The organism is Vibrio sp. SCSIO 43135 (assembly GCF_023716665.1).
GTDB classification, from domain to species: Bacteria; Pseudomonadota; Gammaproteobacteria; order Enterobacterales; family Vibrionaceae; genus Vibrio; species Vibrio paucivorans.
The window spans coordinates 1,000,391-1,022,632 of sequence record NZ_CP071860.1 but is presented as its reverse complement, the minus strand read 5'-3'; the positions used below and the strand labels follow the sequence as shown (position 1 = coordinate 1,022,632).

Sequence of the window (22,242 nt, the reverse complement as noted above, 5' to 3'; positions counted from 1 at the left end):
GGTGGGGCTTTACCATCCAGAAAAATCAACAAATGGAATGTGTGGTTCAGGATGAACATTACCTATCGTCAATTGAAAGCGTTTGTCGCGCTGGCGGATACGCAAAGTTATACGTTGGCTGCAGAAAAAGTCCATGTTACCCAATCGGCATTAAGCCAGATGGTAAGAAAGCTATCGACTCAAGTTTCTTGCGAGCTGGTGGAGCAAAGAAACCGACAAGTGGTATTAACCGAAGCAGGAGCTTCGTTTTATCTTGAAGCCAGCATGATCGTGAATCGATTAGACAAATGGGAACAAGACAACAAAGCGCGCATGCAAGGTAAGCACGAGACGTTAGTGATTTCATCGCTTTATTCGATGTGCGCTTCTTTGGTCCCGCAAACTATTCATAGTTTAAAAGAGCAAAACCCGCTGTTCTCTTTCCGGTTGATTGAGGAGCGGGTAGACGACATCAACAGCTCTGTTCTAGACGGACGAGCAGACATCGGCCTAGGCACACCACCTAACAATCCACAGTTGAATTTCGAGCCTCTGTTTAGGGACCACCTGTGTTTTGCATGTAAGGCTGGGCATCCGCTTACCAAGTTAAAAGAGGTGAGTTGGCAGCAGGCTCATATGTACGCGTCCATCGGTATTAGCCCGGGGAACAGCCTACGAATGCTGGCGGACCAAGCTTTTATGAATGCAGGCTTAGCGTATGATCCGGAAGTGTGCGTGTCTCATACCTCAACTCTGCTTGGAATGATTGAAAGTGGGTTAGGGTCTTCGATTCTCTCTTCCACCATCGCGCAGTTGCATGCCAATGAGCAACTTAAATTCATCCCGATCGTCAGGCCGGTTCAGTACCGCTCGATTGGCATCATCACCAAAAAAGAAACTCATCGGCAGATTACCGATGAGTTCATTTCAGGGTTGAAGAAGAAAGTTGTTTCGCTGGCGAATTAGATTGGCCCTACAGGCAAACCCGTTAACGTAAAGAGCAAGAACATTCCGCCCCATACCGTGAACAAGATAGCGGCGTAAGGAATCATCATGGCTAAGAAGGTGCCAAACTTAACGTTCGAATTGTATTTAGCGATTAAGGCCAAAACCATTGGAATATAAGGGTTTGTCGGTGAAATGATGTTGGTAGTCGAATCCGCAATACGATAGGCCATTTGTGTGTATTCTGGAGAGATGTCCAGCAACATAAACAGCGGAATAAACACCGGCGCCATGATGGCCCACTGAGCAGAACCACTAAAGACAATAAGGTTCATTACCCCTGCTAGCAGCATAAACGTTGCAAGCATCAACAGCTTTGGCATTTGAATATGAGACAGCGTTTCGGCACCATTCACCGCCACGTAAACCGCTAAGTTAGACCAGTTAAACCAAGCGATAAACTGTGCGATAACAAACACCAATACAATGTAACCCCCAATACCATTGAGTGAACGTGCCATTAGCTCGGGAACGTCGCTTGGTTTGGTGATCACTTTGGCTTTAATCCCATAGACGATAGCGTTAAGAATAAAGAACGCCATGATGATAGGAATGATTCCAGACAAGAATGGAGAAGGCACTAAACCTCCATCTTCGTTACGCAGAGGCGAGCTTTCTGGTGCGATGAGTGCAACACACACGCCAATGAACAACATGGACGCAATGCCAGACCACTTCAACGCTGACTTTTGCTCTTCACTCACCTGATACTTCTCAGACTCTTCGGTGTTTTGGTTCGATTCTGAGATTTGCTTGTCGAACTTAGGCTCTATGTATTTGTCGGTAATAATGGTTCCGGTAATCACCAAGAGCGGCACACTGATCAGCATGAAGTACCAGTTTGCAGCAGGGCTGACTTCTGTCGGCGCAATAATGCTCGCCGCTTCAGTTGAAATACCGGAAAGCAGAACGTCGGTACCTGCGATAAATACGTTTGCGGTGAATCCAGCCGCGACGGCAACAAACCCCGCAGCAATGCCCACAACAGGGTTGCGGTTGGTAGCCGAGAAAATGATCCCAGCGAGGGGCGGCACCAAAATGAATGCCGCATCGGACGCTAGGTTGCCGATAATACCTGTGATGAAAATGGATGCCGTGACAAACTTTTTCGGAGCGTTTAACAGAGATTGTTTGATTGCTGAATCAGCCAATCCCACTTCCTGCACCAAACCTACCGCAAGCATCATCGATAGCACCAGACCTAATGGCTTAAATGCGATGAAGTTGCCTATTGCGGAATTGAGCATGTATACCAATCCATCTCCACTTAATAGGTTTTTAACTGCGACCTCGTCTTGAGTGAGAGGGTGGATTACGCTTCCTCCAAACTTAGCGACAATCCATGACAGAGCCATAATCGCCAAACAGAGAAAGATGAACATATAGAATGGGTGGGGAATTTTGTCTCCAAATTTCTCGATCTTATCGATGATTGGAGTGCTGCTCTTTGTGTAGTTGTCCTTAATAACCTGAGTCATATTGGCATCCTTTGACAATAGTTTCCTAATTTAGCTCGCTGATTACTGTTGATTGACCAGTGATATGAAGTAGGCGGCACCAATAGGAAGAATGGTGTTGTTAAAATCGTAATTTTTATGGTGAAGGCCGATCTGTTTGCCATCCTTACTTACGCCGTTACCGATAAACCCATAGCACCCCGGTACGTGTTGCAGGAACATGGAAAAATCTTCACTGGCAAGCAGGGCTTCGCATTGGCTGTCGACCTCTTGGCTTGTATGCGAAATCGCTCGCGCTGCTTGTACGGCAAGCTCTGTTTGAGTTTCAGTGTTAACCGTTGGCGGGTGAGAAACCGGACCTAAATGAAATTCTGCTTCCATCCCATAGGCTTTGGCCGTGTGCACTACCAGAGTGTTTAGCTGCTCAACCAGTCGATCGCGAACCTGTACCGACAAGGTTCTAAACGTGCCGCTCATTTCGGCCACATCTGCAATGGCGTTGGTTGTTTCGCCGCAATGCAACTGCGTGACAGAGACAACCACTGGTTCAAACGGGCTGGTAGTTCGGCTGACCAATGCTTGGATGCCTTGATAAATATGGGTAGCCACAAGCAGTGGATCTTGAGTATTTTGGGGAATACCTGCATGTCCGCTTTTGCCTTTTACTTTGATAAAAAGGCGATCGGAGCTTGCCATAATCGGCCCAGATTTAAAGGCAAAGTGACCGGCAGGGATACCCGGCATGTTATGAAGGGCATAGCATTCATCGATTTGGTAATCTTCGATAACGCCGTCTTCAATCATTTTCTTCGCGCCGCCCACACCTTCTTCGGCAGGTTGGAAGATCAGCACAACTTTTCCTCTGAAATCGCGGTTCTGGGATAAGTACTTTGCTGCGTAAAGTAGCATTGTGGTGTGTCCATCGTGGCCACAGGCGTGCATTTTTCCGTCATGGCAAGAACGGTGTTCAAACTGGTTTTCTTCGTGAATAGGAAGCGCATCCATATCGGCTCGTAGGCCAATGGTTTTACCATCTCCGGCATTGCCCTGAATGTTCGCAACCACGCCGGTTTTGCCATATCCGGTACTGATGTCGGATATTCCGTATGATTCGAGTGTGGTCGCAACGAGCTGTTGAGTTTGGTGTTCTTCGAAACCGATCTCTGGGTGTTTGTGAAGTCTGTGCCTGATTTCGATCATCTCAGGTAGCCACGCTTCAAGTTGATTAACAATATTCATTACTGCTCCATTTGTTAACAATCTGTAAACATTAAATGGTACAAATGCTCGTTAACCAAGTTGGATTCGTAATAGGTGCAGTAGCGTTGTTAATAGTGAGAAGAAAGTTGCTCAAGGAAGTAATATCCCTAGTGCGGCATAGAAAGCTATTCCATTACTTTGGACACGACTTGATTCCGCCCATTTTCTTTTGCGCTGTATAACGCGTCATCGGCGGCTTCATAGAGTTGTTCCATAGAGTAAGCGCGCATATTGGTGGTGACTAGACCGAAAGAGGCTGTGAGCACAGTAGAGGCCTTGCTGTACTTATGCTCCAGTTGTAAATCTTCAATTGCCTTTCTGATCTGCTCAACAAACTTTTCAGCTTGCGATGGTGATAAACCTGAGAAAATAAGTCCGAACTCTTCCCCACCTAAACGGAAGCTGAAATCAGAGGCTCTATGACAATGGGTTTTGAGAGTATTCGCAATAGAAATAAGCTGACTATCGCCGTTATGGTGGCCGTAGTTGTCGTTGTATTGTTTGAAGTAATCCACATCTAGAATGACGAAACTGAGCCACTCTTCCGCCCGTTGAGCACGCCTGATTTCATCGGGCAGTATTTGATTGTAATGGCGTCGGTTAAAAAGCCCTGTTAAAGGATCGGTAATTGAGAGCTTTTCAATTTTGCTCTTTTCATGGCGAAGTTGCTGCTCAATCTGCTTGCGTTCAGTGACTTCGTTGTTGAGCTTGAGGTTAAGGTTAGATAGTTTATGCGTCCAATAGCTCAGGAGTGCCAGCACCAGTAGGGCGGCCAATACAATTTTCCATACTAAGTTATAGTCGACGCCGTGCTCATATCGAACCGTTATCCAGCGTGAATAAATGGCTTTTTTTTCCTCTTCTGAAAGTGAATCCAATGCCTTTTGAAGAATGCTATGGAGTATCGGCCAATCATTTCGTGCCGCCATGCTGAGGTCAAAGCGATACGGGGTGGCTCCTGCAACTTTCAGGTTGGTGTAGCCCTCACGTGTCATCACATAGTTGGCGGTTGCGATGTTACCGACGTAAGCGGCAACTCGGCCAGTAGACACCGCCTCGAGTGCATCGGCAACGTTACGTGCTTCATAGAGGATGATTTCGGGGTGATTTTCTCGTAGCAGTTCGTTTGAGGCATACCCTTTGACCACGGCAACTTCTTTACCATTGAGTGAGTTGAGATCGGCGATGTAGTGGCGCTGTTGATTAGTGATGATTAACATCGGAAAGCTAAGGTATGGCCGCGTGAAGTTGAGGTATTCTTTACGGTTCGGTGTAATCGCCAAAGCGGGGTAAATATCGAGCTCTCTTCGTTTCGATGCTTCAACCACTTCCGACCAACTCATGTCGATACTTGGCAGCAGTTCTATTCCCAGTCGTTTGGCTATGATTTTGATGTAATCGGCCGCCATGCCTTGATATATCATGTCTTCATCAACGTATTCAAAAGGTGGCCAGTCGTTATCAATCGCAAGTCGAAGGTAAGGGTGCTGTTTGAGCCATGCGACTTCTCTGTCGGTGAGTTTGAGGATATTACTGTTTTGATAATAAGTATCGAGTAGGTAGGTGATGCTGAAGTGGTAAAGTTTGCCACTTTCGTTAGCTTTAGAAAGCGCCCGAAAATCGATGCGTTGCCAGTTGTCACCTATAAAGCTTTGGAACATGCCAATACTTTGATTATTAATGGCATACATGGATGAGCTAAATTGGGTAGACTCCGCCGCGAAGTCATTACCTTTTAAATAGTCTTCGAGTAAAACCAGCCCCCACGCGGCTTCAGTGAAGTGGCCCCCGACAGAAACATACGGAACGTCACTCTTCACAACCTCTAGCGCCTCTGGTAACCAGTCTATACCGCCAAGTATGATTGAACTCTCTGGTATCGAAAGCTCTTTCATTGCTTCAAGCGCCCCAAGTGCTAATGAATCTGAGGCTGCCCAGACCATATTGATCTTTGGGTTAAGTTGGAACTGCTCTAAAAAGTGTGACTTTGCTTCTTCTCGGCTCCAGTTCGGGCCAGAGTCGACTTCGCCTACCACTGAAATGTGCGGCTGGTGGATCACATATTGGTAGAGCCCATAATTTCGCTGCTGAGCCGACACTTCTTGCATGTTCCCGTTGATGACCAGCATGTTAATGGATTCAAGTTTTTGCGCTTTAGCTTTAATTAGCAACTGCTCTGCAAGCAGAGAACCGGCCTTTTGGTCATTAGGCGTGATACTGCCGATCCAATATTGATATTTGGTGCGAGGAAGGAAGTCATCGGAAACAAATCCGGTATTGTAGAGGATGCTTGGGACTTTGTAGCGCTCAGCAATAGAGAGGATCTGTTCGCCAACCTGCTCATAATTCATGAACAATATGCCATCAATACCTTGTTCGCACGCCTGTTCGACCTGCTTTAACATGGCCTGAGATTGGTTATTGGCGTCATAGACTCGCAACTCAATACCGAGATCTTCAGCAGCCGCTTGTGCAAATTGTATTTGTGATTGCCAAGCCGCAGTTTCACTTCGTGGTACAAACAGTGCAATTTCTGTAGCCAAAACCTGCAATGGTAACGATAAACAAAGAAACAGAATTATTTGAGTCTTCATTGGCTCGGTTAATACGCTGGCTTTTTTCTAGTATAGCAGCGGTTTTTGAGCTTAAAGCGCTGCGTTTGGAGTAGGGGGACTTTAATTGGAGAGTTGTAAAGTGGCCTATTAAGGTATTGTTATGCTGCTGGTTTCTTATTTGTTCAAAAGTGGATCAGCTACGTTGGACATAAAAAAGCCTCACTACATAAAAGCAGTGAGGCTTTTGGTTTTGTTTCTAATATCCAAGCGAAAACAATGGCGTTTCCGCTCCAATCACTATCTGTTTTCGAAGCGGTTATAGTCCAGCAAACCGAACTCGATAGGTTGATCTTTCTGATACCAAGCATGAACACGGTCGCTGAACGGCCAGAACTCAGGCGAGCTTCGGCGAATAGCGAAACGGTCTAACAGTTTCACGTAGTCTTCTTCTGACTCGAGTGTTTGCAGTGTCTTCACTAATTCCGGAATTTCATCTTCCTTTAAGTTCAGATACGCGGCTGGGTAACTGCCGATTACACCGCGAACAAGCGTGAGATCATCGTTGGCAATATCGCGATTGCTGTCTTCATCAAACAAGCTAGAAATATTAGTGTGAGCGTTGTTATGCAGCAGGGTAAAGAGTTGGTCTTCACCACTGTTCGACTCAATCATGAGCATCAAGATTTGAGGAACATAAACTAACCCTGCACCTTTGATGTTGTCGATGGTTTGCAGTGCTGCCTCGTTCTTGTCGCTAAATCCAGTCTGTTCAATCGCATATCGATTAGAAAGAACAGGGCTTAGCTGAGTTCTAAGAATATCGTACAGTTCTGCTTTCGGGTCGTCGGTTTGATACGGCACATTAGAGGGTTGATCAAACGGCTTAACGTTACGTTGCAGGAATTTACTAAACTGAGGGCTTTGGTCTTTATACCAGCTAGAGTGTTCCTCATGACGCATGTCTTTTGGTAGCAATGAGATAAAGTTGCTTTCACCTTCTAAACGTAAGAAGTCCATGAACATGCGGGTAATCAGCTGGTGGCCAAAGTTGCCATACACATCGAATCCTGCCACTAATAAGTAGTGAATTCGCTCTAGCAATGCGTAATCCAAAATCCAAGCTGTTTTAGGTGGTTGGCCTACTAGGCCTTGCACAACCGATGCACTGTCGAAATGGCGGAAAACCGTAAGGGCAGCGTTAGGGTTAGTCCCGTTGCCTGTCCAAATTACATCAGTTGTGAGGTGTTCACCGTTCTTAAACCAATTGTTAGTGAATTCCGCTTTCGCTTCGAGGAAACGCGCCTGTTGACGTGAGTATTTTACCCAGTTTGAAACTGGCACTGTATTGCTTTCGAGTTCACCTGGTAGTTTAAGGTTGTCCGCTTGGCTGCGGTAAAACTCATTGATCTCTGGGATATCCGATTTTTCAGGGTCGACAAAGAATACCCAGAATCGGTCGTTAATAACGTTCAGAGCTAACTGACCACGACACACAGGGCCTTTAATGAATGCCATAATGGTGTTTTGGGCATTGTCTAACATAAAGCTAAAGCGCGCTTTAACGGGTAGGTCGATGAACGCTGTCATTGGGTTTGCCGCCACTTTTACGTCATAGCTCGGCAGGCGTTCTACGGTGTAATCTGCATCAATAAACCACTCTTTCCACTTGAGCATCCGCTCTTCGTTCAGAGCGTAGGGCATGTGAGTTTTATCAACGATGGTGCCTTGTTCTGGGACTAAACGGTAGTAGACACGATTTACGCCCGGCTCGTCGTATGGACGGCGTGTGCTTATACGCTCTACCGGTTGGCCTGGTGGTGTTTTTGAACGAACCAAGGTGAAGAAGCGAGGCTGTTCGTTTAAGTCTGAGAAGTAGAGGTGAGAAAGGAACAGGTGCTCGTAGATATAGCGTGCAGCCAACTGATTCTTGCGTGAACTCTTGTTTAACACTTGCTCATATTGTGCGACCAGTTTTTCTTGCTCCGCAGTCAGTGGAACGTGTTCATTCATGATGCCGCCATTTCGCAACCACGTCATGAGCGTGTTGTATTCGCCTTTCTCTAGGTTAGGCATACCGAAAGGCATTCCCCATGTCGGGTAGTCCTGTTCGTATTGAGCATAGGTTTCGATAGTCGGACATTCTTGTTGGCGGTCTATAGAGAAATCAAAGCCTTCCAACTGGTCTTGCTGTGGAAGTGGGTGATTCTCTTTTTGCATCAGCATACGAGCGACAAGGCCGGCTTCCATGTTTGCAGTAGGTGTTTGAATACGCTCGTTAAGAATTGGGTGGAAGCCCAGCTCACGCCACTGCTCTGTGGTTTCCGCATCTTCAAACAGTCGGGTAGGGTTCGCTGCGGTTAGACGAGTTCCTTGGTAGACGAGTTCTGGGTTTGCTCCACGATCAATCCCTTCAACAGAAGACATTTTCAATTGGCAAGGGGCATCGTAACAGGCATGGCAGACCACGCAGCGGTTATCGATGATCGGTTTGACTTCATCCATAAAGAAATCAGCCTGAGCGGAATCTATGGGTGCTTGACGTTGCTGTACTTCTGGCTCGCCAAATAGTTCGTCATAATTCAAACCCGCGTAGGTTGCACAGCCGGCAAAAATCGTGACTAAACCAATGACGAAAAGGTTACGTAAATTCATAAAGTTAACGTTCAAAGAGAATTTTTTGTAATTAAAGCAGAACGTCAGGCAAATACCAAACAGTGATATTGATAATTTACATGAATTTGGGAGGGAAATAGCTGAATGAAGCGCATACAAAAAAGGCCGCTACAGAGAAGCGGCCAAAGTGGAACAAGAGTGACGTTTATTTAAGAACCTGTTGGCTCACTTGTTCAAGTTGCTTAAGTTTACCTTGAAGCATGTAAGTATTCTGGTTGAAGTTACCCGGGTTAAGCACTTGGCTGTTCTGCATTGGGTAGTCCGGTAGCGTCGCTAGGAACTCCTGAACTTTGTTACCCACAGGTACGAATAACCACATGTTGTCTGCCATCCAGCGTAGGTACATACCAGATTCGTGCGGTGCTTTTTCAAACGGGTCGGCACGTAGGTGAACAACTTGTGGCCAGTTAGTTTGGAAGCGAACGGCGTCGGTAATGTTACCTTCAAGTAGAGCAAACGAAATCTTGAAGTCGTTCCAACGTACTGCGTTTAGCTCAGCGTTAGCAGAGAAGTACAGTAGTGAATCACGAGGGCCTTGTTCTTCTTTACCTTCGAAGTAAGGTAGGAAGTTGTAGCCATCTAAGTGTACGCGCCAGTTCTTGCCGTTGTAACGAGCACCTTTGTCTGATGCTAGCTTCTCAACCACTTTGTCGTCGCCTGCTGCAGCAAGTAGGGTTGGGATCCAGTCTTGGTGCGCCATGATGTCGTTGATCTTTGTACCTGGTTCAATTACGCCAGGCCAGCGAACAAGCTGAGGTACACGCATACCACCTTCAAAGGTAGTACCTTTCTCACCGTGGAATGGTGTTGCACCGCCATCAGGCCAAGATACTGTCTCTGCGCCGTTATCGGTAGAGTAGATAACAATGGTGTTATCAGCGATGCCAAGCTCGTCTAGTTTGTCTAGTAGAACACCAACGTGGTCGTCGTGCTCTAACATGCCGTCTGCGTAGATGCTGATACCAGATTTACCTTGGTATTTTTCTTGTAGGCGTGTCCAAACGTGCATGCGAGTAGTGTTGTGCCAGATGAAGAAAGGCTTGTCAGCTTTGACCGCTTTTTCCATAAAGGCTAGTGACTCTTCTAGGAACTCTTCATCTGCGTGTTCCATACGTTTACGAGTCATTGGGCCGGTGTCTTCAATCTTACCATCGGCTGTCGACTTGATTACACCGCGTGGGCCATAGTTCTTACGGAACTCTGGATCTTTCGGGTAGTAGTATGTCTCTGGCTCTTCTTCCGCGTTTAGGTGGTATAGGTTACCGAAGAACTCATCGAAGCCATGGTTAGTTGGTAAGTGCTTGTCTTGGTCACCCATGTGGTTCTTACCGAACTGAGCTGTCATGTAGCCTTGTTCTTTAAGAAGATCGGCGATAGTTGGAGCCCAATCAGGAATACCGTGGTCAGAACCTGGCATACCAATGGTAAGCAAGCCAGTACGGAATGGTTCTTGGCCTGTTAGGAATGCTGCACGACCAGCGGTACAGGATTGTTGGCCGTAGTGATCGGTAAATAGTGCGCCTTCATTTGCAATACGGTCGATGTTTGGGGTTTGGTAACCCATCATGCCGTTGTTGTATGCGCTGATATTGTAGATACCAATATCATCGCCCCAGATTGCGAGAATGTTAGGTTGGTCAGCTGCTGCAGCCGCACCAGAGGCTGCTAGTAAACCAACACCGACTGCCACTTTGTTTATTTGGGTAGCCATAGGGACTCCAATGTGTTTTTGTGGTTGGAAAGACAAACCTTTCGAAAAGTAAGGTTTTGCTGGCTGCTAAATTAATCCCTTAGGCGGTAACTGTCGCTTTATAGTGACTATAACTATTTGTTATATCTAAAATGTAAGTGGTTGAATTTATGTGGTATTAAGGTTCTTCTGGTCGTAAGAGTGCTAAAGGTTAGTGTTAACTGGGTCATACTCGGGACATTTGTCGTAGGCGGTTTGAGCGATGTGGAGGTGAATTGCTGGGGGAGTGCTAGTTCGAAAACTCGAGCGGTGGCTCCAAACCGTAATGAGCGTATATTTTAGAAATTTTGCCTTGCTCCCTTAGCAGCTTGATACGGTCATCAAACATCTTAGCCAATGACACAGACTTTTCCGAGTTGGAGAATACAACGAACAGTTTCTCACCTTGCTTAGCGGGTTCAATCGAATAATCCGGATTATTGTAGGCAAAAGATTTTTTAAAATTAGATTGGTAGTCCAACACGGCATCGACTCTGTTGTGCTCGAGTAGTTTAAGCGCTTGAGAGTAATCGTTGGTCTCTAGCGGTTTTAAACTGATATCGCTTAGAAAGTTGGTGTCATAACTATAACCTCTTACCCAAGCAACGGTTTTGCCACTTAACATCTCGATGCCTAAAGTGTCCCATTCCTTTTTCAATCCGCTTTTGAATATGATACTGACATGCTCTTCAATGCTGAGGTGTTCTTTAGGGTAGATATAGTCGATTTTATGTTTCACAAAGTCATAGTAATCACCGACGTACGCATCAGCGGTCTTGGCTTTGACCATATGTTGCGCTCGCTTCCATGGAACTGTTCTCAGCGTAAGCTGAATCCCTAACGGTTCATAGACTTCCCTGACAATATCCCAATACACCCCAGTACCGTCGCTGTTGGTGTAATCTGGCCACTCCGCACATACCAGCGAAACGTTTTTAATGTCTTGTGACATCGCATTAAATGACAACATAACTAGCAGGAAAAATAACGACTTAGCTTGCATACCCAAAATACATGGAAAGTGAATGTCATGAATTAACTATAGAAGCTACAGGCGCAGATTAATAAGTACTACCACGACGAAGTGCCTACAATGAGGGGCCTATCACTACTCGAGTTTCAGCGCAGACTACCGATTCCCATAATCACTATAACCAATAGTTATCTCTGAATTTTTTAAAATTGAAGCTGACAATTTTATTCGCGTTAGATTGGATCTAAGAGGTTTCAATGAATCAGCTGCAGAGCAAAGTGAGTGAGCTCATCACTCGTGTAGAAAGTGACGTCATCGGCCAAGAACATGTTGTTCGTGCCTTAGTTATTGGGCTTCTCACCAATGGACATGTTCTATTAGAAGGCTTACCGGGAACCGCAAAGACACGCTCGGTAAAATCACTTGCCAGTAGCCTAAACAGCCAATTCGGACGTGTTCAATTTACCCCAGACCTTCTTCCTTCTGACGTTACGGGCACGGAAAGCTATCAAGAAATTGATGGCAAGCCGCAGCTAAAGTTTCAGCCAGGCCCAATCTTTAACAACATTGTGCTAGCGGACGAAATCAACCGTGCTCCTGCTAAAGTACAAGCTGCATTATTAGAGGCGATGGCGGAATCGACCGTGACAGTGGGCGAGAAAAGTCATGTCTTGCCTGATTTGTTTATGGTGCTTGCGACGCAAAACCCTGTAGAACAAGAGGGGACTTACCCACTACCTGAAGCGCAGATGGACCGCTTCATTATGAAGGTTACCGTCGATTATCCAGAAGATGATGCAGAGCGAGACATTATTCGTTTGGTTCGCGGTGAAGAGCTAGCGGAGAAAACTGGTAAAGCAGGCTCGAGTACTCAAAGTGTTCTTGACCCAAACACCATCTTAGAAGCTCGCAATGAGCTAGCAACGGTGAATGTCTCGGAAATGGTTGAAAACTATATTGTTGCCTTGGTCATGGCGACGCGTAAGCCAAAACGTTACCCTAACACTGACCTAGAAAAATGGATTGATGTGGGTGCAAGTCCTCGTGCTTCCATTGCACTCGACAAGTGTGCTCGTGCACAAGCATGGTTGCACGGTCGCGATCATGTATTGCCTGATGACGTGAGAGCTATCGCCCATAATGTACTCGGCCATAGATTTAGTCTGTCTTACGATGCATTGGCAGATGGCATTAGCCAGAAAATGGTGGTCGATTTACTGCTTGATCATGTTGCCATCGGCTAAGGGGCAAAGGCCATGGTTAAACCGGTTACACCCCCACAAAGTCAGTCGTTAGATCCTCGGCTGTATTGTGACTATGCGAGGTTAGTTAAGCTTCAAGCACAATCGCAGTCTTTCACTTTATTGCCGCAACTGAAAGCGGGAAGTGCGCTTTCTGGTCGACACCAATCTACATTTCGTGGCAGAGGATTAAACTTCGAAGAACTACGTCATTATCAACTTGGCGATGATATTCGAAATCTTGATTGGAAGGTCACACTGCGTACTGGGAAACCTCACGTGCGCAGCTATACCGAAGAAAAAGATCGCAATGTGGTGATTGTCGTTGATCAACGTAGCTCAATGTTTTTTTCCTCTGTTGAAGTCATGAAATCTGTGGTCGCAGCTGAAGTGGCAGCTTTGTGTGGATGGCGAGTTTTGAAAGACAGCGATAGAGTCGGTTTTCTTATCGCTGGAAATAACGGATTAAATTGGAGTAAGGCCAAACGCTCACAAAACGATTTATTGGCAAGGCTTAAGTTACTGTCCAATATCAACCAAGAACTAAACGTTCATTCTGTTTCCGACAGTACCCCAACGTTTTCTCAGATCGTGTCTTTACTGAATCGCCTCAAACTAAGGGCGTGTACCCTCGTTTTTATTAGTGACTGGTCTGACGCAGAGCAATCTGACGTGGATTTGCTCAAGCAGCTTCAGCAACACAATGACCTGCTCGCCGTGAAAATTAGTGACCCTTTTGAACAGAAACTGCCTGACGAAGCCGCTGATAGAGGTTGGGTAATGGGGGATGGTACTTATCAGTTGAGCGTGAATGAAGCTGCTGCACTTAATCAAGTGAATCAGCACTTTAGGCATAAACACGGTCACATCCAACAACAGCTAAGTAAGATGATGCGAGCACACCACATTCCGCTGGTGGAGCTTGATACGTCAGGCGAACACCTAACACAGTTTAAGAAAATGGTTGGGGGACGATGATGTCTGAACATACGCCTCCAAGTACTTACATATTACGTAACTTAATCGATGTAGAAGTGCCGGAATCAGTCAGTTGGCTTCCGCAAACTCTAGGCTGGAAGATCATTGCGGTGCTCCTTGTAGCTTTGCTTACCTATGCCACTTATCTTGGCGTTAAGCATTGGTGGCACAACCGGTATCGTACTGAAGCGATAGAGCAACTTAAGCTCATTAATCTCGAAAGTCCTTCATCTGAACAAGCGCTATTTAACCTGACTAAGTCGGTAATGGTTTACCTAAACCCACAGCACGCTTCTTTGTATGGTGAACCTTTTCTTGTTTGTCTGGATAGTTACTTACTGAGTAAGGGGCAAAGGCTGCCAAACCAAACTGACAGTTTTCGATTCACGACAGAGGTTGGCAGAAAGTGGATGCAGTCGCTTGTGCAGCCTGATTGTTCACTAAGCCCTGAAGAACGACAGTTGTTAGCGAGAGATTTGTCCTATTGGGTGAAATCACACCAAGCGGCGTTTTCCACTGACGTTTTAGAGTCAAACGAGGCTTTAGAGCAGGGCTCAACCGCCAGTCAACGAAAAGGAGGGCTGCTATGAACATTGAATTGGCTCATCCATTATGGTTTGTCATCCTGCCGCTGCCATTGGTCGTCTACTGGCTGCTCCCTGCATATAAAACGAAACAATCGGCTACTAAGGTGCCTTTCTTCGCTCAGCTTGTCGAAGCGTTAGGTGAATCACCCAGTATGGGGGCGCAACAGCTTCGGCCGAGGTGGTGGCAACGTATTGTGCTGATTCTTTCTTGGGTTTTTATTGTAACGGCATTGGCTAAACCGATGACGCTGGGTACACCCATTGTTAAAGAGAGTATTGGTCGCGACTTGATGGTGATACTCGATTTATCGGGTTCAATGTCTGAGCGAGATTTTGTGTCTGACTCAGGTAAGAAAGTTGATCGTCTCGACGCGGCTAAACAAGTGTTAGAAGAGTTTGCCAAGCAACGCGAAGGGGACAGGCTAGGAATGATTTTGTTTGGTGACGAAGCGTTCGTGCAAGCGCCTTTTACAGCGGATCATCAAGCATGGCTAGAACTATTGAGACAAACGGAAGTGGCTATGGCAGGCCCAAGCACCAACCTTGGCGACGCGATAGGGCTAGCGATAAAGGTTTTCGATGATCAACAACAGGCGGAAGCGCCGAATGAACCAGAGAAAGAAAAAGTCGTTGTCGTGCTTACCGATGGTAACGATACAGGAAGCTTTGTTGAGCCAATTGATGCAGCAAAAGTTGCAGCGGTGAAAGGCGTACGCATTCATATGATTGCAATGGGCGATCCAACAACGGTGGGCGAGCAAGCTTTAGATATGGATACCATAAACCGGGTGGCGAAAGAAACCGGTGGGCAGTCTTTTGAAGCACTCGACAGACAGGCACTTGGCGAGGCGTATTCCGTGATTTCAGACATCGAGCCGCAGCTTTATGAAAGTACTACTTACCGCCCAAAACAGAGTATTCATCACTATTTTGTTATTGCGATTGTTTTGCTCAATCTTATCGCCTTTGGGGCGGTTACTTTGACGAAAAAGCTGCGCAGTCGAGCCATTAATATGGAATCGAGAAAGGAGCAAAATCATGTTTGATATCTCTTTTGTAAGTGAAGTTATCAGCCAATTTCACTTTATTCGACCGTTATGGCTGATAACCCTGATACCGCTGTGCATAGTGTTTTACTTACGTTTGCATGAAGGTAACGACAATCAACTCGCAGAGTTGTTGCCTGCGCATCTTAAAGCTGCATTAACCGTCAATGATCAGGGATGGAAAAGGCAATTGCCGCTCAAAGTATTATTTGTTGGTTTACTTTTTCTAGTCGTTGTTTGCGCTGGACCCACTTGGCAGCGCACGGCTTCGCCATTTGGAGAAGATAAAGCGACACTTTCTATCGTGCTTGATGTCAGCGAAAGCATGAAGCAACAAGACGTCGCACCTAGCCGACTAGAGCGCGCTAAGCACAAGGTTCATGATTTGCTTGAAACGCGTGAGGGTGGCCGAACTGGGTTGATCGTTTATTCGGGATCAGCTCACACCGTAATGCCACCGACTCAGGATAAGCGCGTGTTTGCACCGTTTTTAGCTGCTATCGATTCGGACGTTATGCCTGTTGGAGGTAAATCTGCGGAAAAAGCACTTCCGATTATCAAAGATCAATTGGTTGATCTTCCGGGCAGTACGGTTTTGCTCATTACCGATGGCGTAACGCCAAGCACTATCGAACATTTTAAACGCTACTTCTCTGAGCATGAAAGCCAATTACTCATTTTGGCAATGGGGAATCCAACCATTGATACGCAGCGACCATTGGATATGGCGTCGTTAGATAAACTCGCTGATGTTACCAACGGGCGTTTGGTTGAAGTGACTATCGATAGTACAGATATCGACGCGCTTGGTCGGTTTGTAGAAAGGCACATGCAAATGAACGGAGATTCTGCAATGCCTTGGGAAGACATGGGGTACCTGCTGCTTTTCCCAGCCGCGTTACTATTGATGCTTTGGTTTAGAAAAGGCTGGCTTGTACAGTGGAGTGTGTTGCTTATTGTGTCATTGCCTATGTTATCACCAAGCCAAGCTTATGCCTCTCAGGCGGCGGATGATACTTCAAGATATGAGCAAACAGTTGAACTATCGAGCGCAGAAAAAGCTAATAAAGGCGAACTGGAAAGCCAAGAAAAGAGAAGCTTTAGCAGTCAAATTTACCAATGGTGGATGGACTTATGGTTTACAGCGGATCAGCAAGGGCAACTGTTGCTTAATGATCAGCAATACCTCGAAGCAGCAAAGCATTTCTCAGATCCGATACGTAAAGGGGTGAGCTTTTATTACGCGCGAGAATTTGAGTTGGCTCATAGTGAGTTTATCTCCGCTGATAGCAACTTGGGTTATTACTATGCGGCCAGTGCATTAGCGAGGCAACGTGAGTACATGGCCGCACGTGGAGTACTTAAGGCCCTGCTAGATAAAGAAGACTTAGAACCTGCATTACGTGAAAAAGTGGCACATAACTACCAAGTGATTAATGCGTTGATAGAAGAAATTGACCGCGTCAGTGAAAGTCAAACTAACACCACAGAGAGCATGGAGGAATCCATAGAGCTTGGTGACAACCCGAGAACCAGTGAAGGGGCAGAAGAGCAAGCAGCTGCCGAGCTAATGAAGCGTGAAACCTTAAATGCTAACGAAATATTAGGCAGTGAGGAGTTAGCGAATAAATGGCTGACTAGGGTTGAATCGGATCCGAAGTTATTCCTTCAAGCCAAATTTCATATTCAATACCGTGATCAGAAAAACCAATCAACAACGAAACAAGGTGAAACGGATGCTCAATAGAATATGTCGAAGTTATTTCTTACCTGTTCTTGTGGGCTTCGGTTTGCTGTTTTCAGGTGCAGTTCATGCTGCAAGCAGCTTTAAGAATGACACGGTCAAAGACAGTAAAACTTCGGTTGAATTATCAGCCTGGGTGGGTGATAAAGCTGCAACGTCGCCGCAAACTTTTACTGTAAAAGAACAAATTATCTTGTCTATTGATGTGGGTACACCACGCTGGTTTACCAGCGGTACTCGTATTGGTGGGTTAGAAATGGCAGATGTGATTGTTAAACAACGCAATCCTATGGCAACTAACTATACGGAGCGTAGGCAAGGCAATACATGGTCGAAACAACGTTGGGAGCTGACGTTGTACCCTCAGAAAGCAGGGCAATACACGATTGCACCAATTGCGGTTGAGGTGACGGTGTCACTACCAAGTGGTCAGTCGAAAAATGTTACGCTCTATACCAAGCCTATGACGTTTGAGGTTACGACACCAAGTGGCATGATTGCGAAAGACGAAGCTTGGCTCAATGCAAGCAGTGTAGAAGTGTCGCAGCAATGGCAAACGTCTACCGATGATCTCAAAGTTGGTCAGGCGATCACTCGAACCGTGACCTTAAAAGCGGACGACACATTGTCTATTCTTATTCCACAGATGTTGTCACTCGATTCTCAAGATAGTTATCAAACCTATGTTCAGCCAACCCAGTTTGATGATCGCCAAGAGCGGGGTAACTATCGTTCGGAGCGCATAGAGCAGCAAACTTACGTGTTGCAGCAGGGAGGTGAGATTGAGTTCCCTGCAATTGAGCTGAAATGGTGGAACAGCGACAAGCAACAATTGGAGTTGGTGACCATTGAAGGGAAAACCGTTGAGGTGAGTCATACCTTAAGTTCATGGTTGTCTGCTTACTGGCTTTGGTTGGTCTGTTTGGGTGTATTAACTTTCGGCTTGATTGTTGGTTTTTTTGTTGCTCGCAACCATATCAAAACCCATGGCGCGCCGGAATGGTGGACACTTAGAGTGGCGATTAAATCACATCGTTGGTCAGAAGCGCGTGTGACCATTTATCGCAAGTTGCGCTTACAACACCAAGAGGTAGAGCTAGCGAAACACCAAGACAACGAATTGTGGCAGGCAGAATCTCAGGCACTTCAATCTGGTAGTACAGAGTCGAAGATCTTTGTTTCATTGTGGCGAAATATAAAGCGTAAATCAGTGATAAAGAGAACGCTTATTCCTAAAGCGCTAAAAAAGCTCAACGAGTGAGTTCAAACGGCACGGAAAGTATGAATTCACCATCATAGTTTATGAATAATCCTCGAAAACAGTAAGTTAGTTCACTATCATTAGGGTTCTGGCTTACTGTTTCTTTATAGGATTATATGAAAAACACAGAACTCAATCTTATTCCGATTTTTGTCGCCATTTACGAAGAACTGAATCTTTCTAAGGCTGCAAATCGGTTGGATATCAGCCAGCCAGCAGTAAGTAAAGCGCTCGCTCGAATGCGAGACATATACGACGACCCTCTGTTTCATCGCAATACGTCTGGTGTAGAGCCTACTACGTTTGCAGGTGATATTTACCCTGCAATGTCAGCCGCGTTAAAAAACTATACTTCAACACTCAATGCCTCCCGTGACTTTGACCCAAAAGTGACGAATCGGATTTTCTCGATAGCTTGTGTGTCACCTGCAAATTATGACTTGATGCCTAAGGTTATGAACCTTATCAGCGAAGTCGCACCCAATATTTCACTCGAAGTCCACCCGCTATTTACTGAAGATTATGAGTCCGACCTTAGATTACAGCGACACGATTTGATCATCGATATGACGCCAAGAGGACGAACTTCCTTAAAATACGATGTGATTTCTAACGAAAACTTAGTTGTGGTTTGTAATCAAGATCACCCAAGGGTAGACGACAGCATCACCATGGAACAATTTCTGGAAGAAGAACATGTGGTTGTGTCACGCTGGCATACTCGTCGAAGCCTATTATCATCAGATGATTTCGGTGATTTAGACCAAAGGAAGATTGTGTACCGAGCGGCAGGTGTTATTGAGATGTTCCCAGTAATACAAGGCTCGGAACGCATCGGAATGTTGCCTGAATCAACGGTTAACGACTTTTCTGAGCGTTATGGCGTAAAAGCGGTACCACTGCCTTTTGACTTACCCAATATTGATTTGTGTATGATTTGGCACCCCAGCCGTACCTCTGAATCGGGACACCGCTGGTTAAGAGATAAGATTAAACAAGCCGCCAAGCAGCGCATTACGTAATAGTAAAAAGCCCATCAAACGATGGGCTTTTTACTGAAAGAGCGAAAGAGTTCTTCTAACCAAATCTACGCCAGTTACTTATCGCTGATCTCATCACGTTCGTTTTCGTGAATGTGGCGTATTAGTTTCGCAGGAGTGCCTCCGTATAGTGAGTCAGGTGACACATCAGAGTTGACGACGGAATTTGCGGCGATAACGGAGCGAGCTCCGATTGTGACTCCTTGATTGATCACGACATTTCCACCAATCCAAACATCATCTTCGACGGTAATTGGCGCGCAGTGCGTTTCCCAGCTGCGGCGATCGCGATAGTCGAGCGAATGACTGGCACAATAAAATTGAGTGCTAGGCCCAATTAACACGTTGTTGCCGATGGTGATTTTTGCGCCATCTAACATGGTTACATTCATGTTTATAAAAGTGTGCTTTCCAACAAAGATTGTTTTGCCGAATTCACAGTGAAATGGCGGTCGAATGATACTTGAATCATCAATCTTTCCCATTAACCGCTCAAACAGAGGGTATTGTTCAGACTGAGTGACGCTTTGGTTAATAGAGTTCAATAGCTGAGAGGCTTCATCACGTATGCGATTGATATCTTGATCGCCACCGTCAAAGTTTTCGCCTGCGAGCATTTTTTCAAATTCGGTCATCGTTTTTCAACTTCTATACGTTACGGATAGGGCGGGCAGATGTTACCACGCGAAGAGAATTGCAGGATGCAATAAAGATTATTTTTGGTTGATTGGTTCACTAACTAATCAATTACGCGGGCTAAGGTTGATCAAAGGTCACTGGTTGGAAACTGTTATTGCAGCCGTTTGCTAATAAGCGATAGTATAAAGGGCCTTTTATTCGTAAAGATTTCATGATGTCAGATGAAAAACTCGCGCTGGAATGGATGCGCCAACAAGCTCATAAAATTGATCCTTATGCCGAAGAGCGTACATTCGATGAGTGCGTCGAGCTTTTGGAACCTGCTTTTAAAAAAGGGAAAAGTGTCGCGCAGTTAAGGCACATGCTTGGTGTAGCGGATCGAAGAGCTGGTGCTGCAGAACGTAAACACGCTGCTTTAAAGTATGCCAAAGAAAAAAGCCCTAACGCAGGCCAGATCTTACGCCTGCAAAGTAAACTTCAACGCGTGGAGCTCGCGTTAAAGCTGGCGACCGGCGACAACAATATGACCATTTCCCAGTTTTGTTCAGAGTATGATGTGAGCAAACGTGACGGTAGCGAAGCATGGCAGGAAATACTGCTTAAGCAAGGTAAGAAAAGGTAGTTTCTTTGGTTGATTTATCCAAGGTTGATAAATCCATAGAGGGGTAGTAACCTAATTGCAGGCTGGTTGGATGCCTACCTCGCAAAAACGATAGTACCAACGTTATATTAAAACATCGCAAGCTTTCACTTGCATATCATCCCACAACCAATAGCGAGTAGGTTGAATACGAGGAGGACGATATGCGTCATCAAGACAATCTATGTCATCAAGGCAACCCTGATCTGCAACTGTGGCTTCGTGAAGCGAAGGTGCTGCAAAAAGCTGCCCAATCTACGTCACTGGCAGATTCATTACCTGTACTAAGACGTTTGCTCGATGCCCGAGTACTCACCAATATTTCACTTCCAGAGCTTAAAAAGAACGCGTCGATGATTCAGCGTAAACATCTTTTAAACCTTTTGGCTGCAGAAAATGGTTCAAACTGTTGGGCGGATTTCAAACATCAGATTACTCAGGCTCCGAAGGGCTCATTACGGCCATACAGCGCAGAGCTGCGAGAAGCGGGTTATCCCGTGTTGTGGTTTTCAACCCAGCCTGAAGCCAAGTACTATGCCGATACACATGGTGGAAAGATTGTACAGGTAGGTAAGCAAGCCGCAGTCGTGCCAAACGATCTATAAAACAAAACCGATACGAGAGCCCAGATAAACAGATGAGCGTCGTATCGGTTTATTTTTGGTTAGCCGAAATCAATCGTAACTAACAAACGCGCTTCTCCAGAGAAGTTGATAGGAGAACGGTGGACAAGTGCATTATCTTCATTGCCTATCCAAGTTTCCCCCTTCAAAAGAGCGACGTCTCCAGTAGACATACACTGTATGTCTGATTCATCAGCATATAAGCCGGATTCCGCATCTGTTTGGCCGTTACTGCCCCTACCCAGTTTGGTTCGATCGAGTGTGTAGTTTGGTAACCAATCAGTCGCGACTCCGTGGTACGTTGTCACTAAGCGGCAAGGTACTTTATCTACATGAAAACGCGGACACATCGCATTACTTAATACCGCGATGCGAAGCCCGACGTCTTCTAGATCAAACAGACAGCAAAACATATCGACAAGTTCTGCAAGGTCTTCTAGCAAAACTGCTGGTGCACTTCCATCTGTCGCTTTCTCCAGCGCGGCGAGCGCATTGCTAGGTGAAACAGAAAGTGATTTGTTGAACTGAGGGTGGGAGTCCACGAATTCCTGTAGAGATCGTTTGAATTCGCTACCAAAAGAGCGTTGCCAAATCGCTATATTGAGGTGCTCTTGGTAGATGTCGCCAAGCACTTTGGCTTTTTTACCGGTACTACACGATTGCAGGGCACTTCCTTTTTCTATAGCTATTCGGGAAGGTGATTCGGATAAAGCGGAATTCATGTCATACCTCCGTGTCATATTCAAAAACCAAAATTCTCTGCACTGACTGTTACAGAGAACAATAAATTACACGAAATGTTATAACATAAC

At 45.8% G+C, this 22,242-nt stretch carries 18 protein-coding genes; 10 read left to right on the top strand and 8 right to left on the bottom strand.

What is annotated here, in order from left to right:
- Positions 1–51: 51 nt before the first annotated feature.
- Entirely contained in the window at positions 52–945 is an 894-nt protein-coding gene (locus tag J4N42_RS19000; RefSeq protein WP_252031007.1) for a LysR family transcriptional regulator, read from the top strand.
- On the opposite strand, the gene J4N42_RS18995 is transcribed toward J4N42_RS19000, so the two are convergent.
- The 6 genes from J4N42_RS18995 to J4N42_RS18970 all read right to left on the bottom strand — a co-directional run bounded on the left by J4N42_RS18995 (position 942) and on the right by J4N42_RS18970 (position 11,661).
- A complete protein-coding gene (locus J4N42_RS18995; RefSeq protein WP_252031004.1) occupies positions 942–2,462 on the bottom strand; it encodes an AbgT family transporter in 1,521 nt (506 codons plus the stop codon). The genes J4N42_RS19000 and J4N42_RS18995 overlap by 4 nt on opposite strands.
- Before the next feature lie 42 nt (positions 2,463–2,504).
- Positions 2,505–3,680, bottom strand: a complete 1,176-nt coding sequence (locus J4N42_RS18990; RefSeq protein ID WP_252031001.1) for a M20 aminoacylase family protein — start codon at positions 3,678–3,680, stop codon at positions 2,505–2,507.
- A 146-nt stretch (positions 3,681–3,826) separates the two neighbouring features.
- Positions 3,827–6,295 (bottom strand): diguanylate cyclase, encoded by a 2,469-nt coding sequence (locus J4N42_RS18985; protein WP_252030999.1) that lies wholly within the window; start codon positions 6,293–6,295, stop codon positions 3,827–3,829.
- A 258-nt stretch (positions 6,296–6,553) separates the two neighbouring features.
- Positions 6,554–8,908, bottom strand: a complete 2,355-nt coding sequence (locus J4N42_RS18980) for a fatty acid cis/trans isomerase (RefSeq protein WP_252030997.1) — start codon at positions 8,906–8,908, stop codon at positions 6,554–6,556.
- Positions 8,909–9,074: 166 nt separating this feature from the next.
- On the bottom strand, positions 9,075–10,640 hold the full coding sequence (locus tag J4N42_RS18975) for an arylsulfatase (protein ID WP_252030995.1): 1,566 nt from the start codon (positions 10,638–10,640) through the stop codon (positions 9,075–9,077).
- Positions 10,641–10,908: 268 nt separating this feature from the next.
- Entirely contained in the window at positions 10,909–11,661 is a 753-nt protein-coding gene (locus J4N42_RS18970; RefSeq protein ID WP_252030993.1) for a substrate-binding periplasmic protein, read from the bottom strand.
- A 227-nt stretch (positions 11,662–11,888) separates the two neighbouring features.
- Here J4N42_RS18970 and J4N42_RS18965 point away from each other — a divergent pair, with 227 nt between their 5' ends.
- From J4N42_RS18965 to J4N42_RS18935, 7 genes are all read left to right on the top strand, one after another.
- Complete coding sequence (locus J4N42_RS18965; RefSeq protein ID WP_252030991.1) at positions 11,889–12,875, top strand: AAA family ATPase; 987 nt, start codon at positions 11,889–11,891, stop codon at positions 12,873–12,875.
- Positions 12,876–12,887: 12 nt separating this feature from the next.
- Positions 12,888–13,850 carry a DUF58 domain-containing protein gene (locus J4N42_RS18960; protein ID WP_252030989.1) on the top strand — a complete coding sequence of 321 codons (963 nt, stop codon included), beginning with the start codon at positions 12,888–12,890 and terminating at the stop codon, positions 13,848–13,850.
- Positions 13,847–14,440 (top strand): DUF4381 domain-containing protein, encoded by a 594-nt coding sequence (locus J4N42_RS18955; RefSeq protein ID WP_252030987.1) that lies wholly within the window; start codon positions 13,847–13,849, stop codon positions 14,438–14,440. Before J4N42_RS18960 ends, J4N42_RS18955 begins: the two co-directional genes overlap by 4 nt.
- Entirely contained in the window at positions 14,437–15,483 is a 1,047-nt protein-coding gene (locus tag J4N42_RS18950) for a vWA domain-containing protein (protein WP_252030986.1), read from the top strand. Before J4N42_RS18955 ends, J4N42_RS18950 begins: the two co-directional genes overlap by 4 nt.
- Positions 15,476–17,230, top strand: coding sequence for a vWA domain-containing protein (locus tag J4N42_RS18945; protein WP_252030984.1), 1,755 nt, complete (start codon positions 15,476–15,478; stop codon positions 17,228–17,230). Before J4N42_RS18950 ends, J4N42_RS18945 begins: the two co-directional genes overlap by 8 nt.
- Positions 17,220–18,488: a BatD family protein gene (locus tag J4N42_RS18940; protein ID WP_252030982.1), complete on the top strand. Its 1,269-nt coding sequence runs from the start codon at positions 17,220–17,222 to the stop codon at positions 18,486–18,488. The genes J4N42_RS18945 and J4N42_RS18940 overlap by 11 nt, the downstream gene beginning before the upstream one ends.
- Positions 18,489–18,604: 116 nt before the next feature.
- Entirely contained in the window at positions 18,605–19,510 is a 906-nt protein-coding gene (locus J4N42_RS18935) for a LysR family transcriptional regulator (protein WP_252030980.1), read from the top strand.
- A 74-nt stretch (positions 19,511–19,584) separates the two neighbouring features.
- On the opposite strand, the gene J4N42_RS18930 is transcribed toward J4N42_RS18935, so the two are convergent.
- Positions 19,585–20,163, bottom strand: coding sequence for a sugar O-acetyltransferase (locus tag J4N42_RS18930; protein ID WP_252030978.1), 579 nt, complete (start codon positions 20,161–20,163; stop codon positions 19,585–19,587).
- Positions 20,164–20,381: 218 nt separating this feature from the next.
- Between J4N42_RS18930 and J4N42_RS18925 the strand changes: the two genes are divergently transcribed.
- Positions 20,382–20,789, top strand: a complete 408-nt coding sequence (locus tag J4N42_RS18925) for a hypothetical protein (RefSeq protein ID WP_252034217.1) — start codon at positions 20,382–20,384, stop codon at positions 20,787–20,789.
- Positions 20,790–20,971: 182 nt separating this feature from the next.
- On the top strand, positions 20,972–21,412 hold the full coding sequence (locus J4N42_RS18920; RefSeq protein WP_252030977.1) for a hypothetical protein: 441 nt from the start codon (positions 20,972–20,974) through the stop codon (positions 21,410–21,412).
- 59 nt (positions 21,413–21,471) lie between these two features.
- Here J4N42_RS18920 and J4N42_RS18915 read toward each other — a convergent pair whose 3' ends face one another.
- Positions 21,472–22,152: a DUF1826 domain-containing protein gene (locus tag J4N42_RS18915; protein ID WP_252030975.1), complete on the bottom strand. Its 681-nt coding sequence runs from the start codon at positions 22,150–22,152 to the stop codon at positions 21,472–21,474.
- Between the last annotated feature and the right edge of the window lie 90 nt (positions 22,153–22,242).